Origin of the sequence: Bacillus sp. 105MF (assembly GCF_000374885.1) — a bacterium.
Taxonomy (GTDB): domain Bacteria; phylum Bacillota; class Bacilli; order Bacillales; family Bacillaceae_G; genus Bacillus_A; species Bacillus_A pseudomycoides.
The window spans coordinates 1-2,664 of the sequence record NZ_KB895660.1 but is presented as its reverse complement, the minus strand read 5'-3'; the positions used below and the strand labels follow the sequence as shown (position 1 = coordinate 2,664).

2 protein-coding genes and 2 pseudogenes are annotated in these 2,664 nt (G+C 33.9%); 3 read left to right on the top strand and 1 reads right to left on the bottom strand.

Annotated elements, in window-relative coordinates:
• From C564_RS0131250 to C564_RS33175, 3 genes and pseudogenes are all read left to right on the top strand, one after another.
• The coding region (locus C564_RS0131250) for an RNA-guided endonuclease InsQ/TnpB family protein (RefSeq protein ID WP_018768211.1) at positions 1 to 399 on the top strand (399 nt) is incomplete at its 5' end.
• A 790-nt stretch (positions 400 to 1,189) separates the two neighbouring features.
• Entirely contained in the window at positions 1,190 to 1,480 is a 291-nt protein-coding gene (locus C564_RS0131235) for a hypothetical protein (protein WP_018768208.1), read from the top strand.
• Positions 1,481 to 1,737: 257 nt separating this feature from the next.
• Positions 1,738 to 1,989 (top strand): annotated as a pseudogene (locus C564_RS33175) (Tn3 family transposase); the annotation flags it as partial.
• 216 nt (positions 1,990 to 2,205) lie between these two features.
• Here C564_RS33175 and C564_RS35995 read toward each other — a convergent pair.
• Positions 2,206 to 2,596: pseudogene (locus C564_RS35995) on the bottom strand (IS4 family transposase); the annotation flags it as partial.
• Positions 2,597 to 2,664 lie beyond the last annotated feature (68 nt).

The window sequence follows — 2,664 nt, the reverse complement described above, 5'->3', positions numbered from 1 at the left end:
CTTCATGAAAAGGTAGCGAATCAAAGAAAAGATTTCTTACACAAATTAAGTTATCATCTCACGCAAATGTATTCGGTGATTTGTATAGAAAATCTTGATATTCGAAAGATGGTTCGGAATCGAAAAGTTTCGAAGTCGATCTTTGATGCAGGCTGGGGCGCTTTTCGTAAGATGCTTTTGTATAAGTGTGAGAAATTTGGCGGTTTACTAGTGAGAGTAGACCCAGCGTACACATCACAAGATTGTTCTAGCTGTGGGAATCGTGTGAAAAAATCACTTTCGATTCGGACACATATTTGTACAAAGTGTGGAACGGTGTTAGACAGAGATTATAATGCAAGTCTAAACATTTTGCGGAAAGGATTAGAGCAATTACTTGTGAGAACGACCGAAGAATGAAACTGTAGGGCAAGGTTGTGTCCAAACAGTATAAACGACGCCTGTGGAGAGTATGTAAGACTGCTTGGGTTCCCAAGCAGCAACGCTCTATGAAACAGGAAGCCTCTTCTTCAAACGACTCGTAAGAGTGTTAAGGAGGGGTCATTCACTGAGTGAATAGAGGTCTATGTTAATATAAAAATATAAATACTCATAAATCAGATTTGAAAATGTAACTAGTTAAAAAAATCTCAATTTATTAGAGGTGAAAGATATGGTGGAAGAGAGAAGAAGTGTTACAGGATATGAAGAACAATACGATATTACCCGATCTGGTAGAATTATAATAAAAAAAATAACCAAGTTCGTCATAAAAAAGGAGATGAATATGGGTATAAGTATGTTCATCTACATAAGAAGGGTACTAGGGAACTCTGTAAAACATTTGATGTATGGCGAGAGGCGTTCCATGATGCGGACATAAGTGAATATAAAGGTATAAAATAGGATTTTAAAAAATAAAAAGAACCAAAATGGTTCTTTTTGTGTTTTTTGAAATAGAAATTATACTGTTTGTACATGAATATTTGAAAGGGGTGAATTTAGTTATGGAGCAGGTAATAGCAGAGTTTTTTTCTCCAAGTAAAAAATATAAAGTTCAAATAATAAAACGAAAAGATGACTTATATACAACGGAAGTCTATCGGTGGATGGAGGATTGTGGATATGAGTTTCGTAGTTTTTATTGGTTAATAAGATCATTTCCGAATAGAGGAAATGAGATATTAAGTATGAGAAGGGGTCTTCTTCTATGCTTCTTCAAGGCTGTATGATTTCGAATGAATTACCACAGATAAAAGAGATACTTACTCTCCAGATGGAAGAATGGAGGACGTTTACTACACATTTTATTCAAGAAATGAAAAATGAAGGTATTGTCGGAAGTTCATTGGATGCCAGAACTTTAGCAACAGCAGGAATGGCTCTTTTTAATGGATTTAATTTGCAACATTTTGTAGACAATCGAATTCAAATACAGGACATGCCAAGTGTTTTTGTTGAATTACTCCAAATCCAAGAACCTAATAAAAAAGATGAATAAGAGTATGATGGTTTATGAATACTCTATACATATAAGGTTAACATAACGTTTCATTATCGGTAGCAAGGACAAGGGGGAATCCTTGTTTTGATTCGGTTCTTTCTTCTTTTTGATGTACAATCGATATGCAAGATTTTATACATGATTGATATAGCGGGGATTCTAGGGATCCTCGTTATTTTCTTTTTCTTCTTTTTTGCATAAAATCTTGTATAAATTATTAAGGTGGTAGATAGGTGTAATAAATAATAAAAAGTGAGCGTGCACTCCAAGATCAATTGCAACGAGCAAGTGCATTAAGTATTCTCATTAATGCCATCATTATATGGAATACCACATATTTAAGTAAAGCTGTAGAAATGTTAAATAGTACGTATGGATTTAATGAAGAACTATTAAAACATATCTCACCACTAGGGTGGGAACATATTAATTTTTTAGGTGAGTATCGATTCGATACGAAAGATACTACAACATTAGAAGCTCTTCGTCCCTTACAACAAGTCTAAAAATAAAAGCTGGATTTTTCTTAGAGTAGAAAATCCGGCTATTTTTATGTCGAAATTTGCTTAGTGTATATTTTCGTTAAAATGTGGGTGGTACCCCATCGCCATCAAGCTAAGCGTTCTAAGAGTTTATATAGTAGTGTATTCTCTTTGATTTTTGATGACTACATAAAAAATGTGCATGACAAATAAACCTACTGAATAGGATTTTTAAAAAAATTATGCACATTTTCGTTTTTGTGACATCGTACATTCATAGACAACACCTAAGATATCAAAGACTGTTTTCTTCTCATACGTATGGGGTTTTCGTCCATTTTTCTCCAAAAGGCAAAAAAAAACGTAGAAAAATTTTTGATAATTCTTGGGTGCCTTTTTGTAATCCTTCATAAAACAACTGATAATAATTTTTTATCATATAAATGGCTTTGTATTCACTTAGCTCTTGCTTTTTCTTTTCAAGCAGAAACTGTCGCATTTGAAACATTGTAGAAGAACAGAGGAGGATTCCGATGAGTTGTCCATATAAATGGCACTCTAAGCGTTCTTTCTTGATTTCTTTACATTTGTCAATTTGAAAGAAAGATTTCCATGTTTTAAATAAAATTTGTCGGGTAAAGAACTGGCGCAGTATCGGTTATGACCCGTTTCCAGCTCCTCCCCATAAGAACTGCTCGT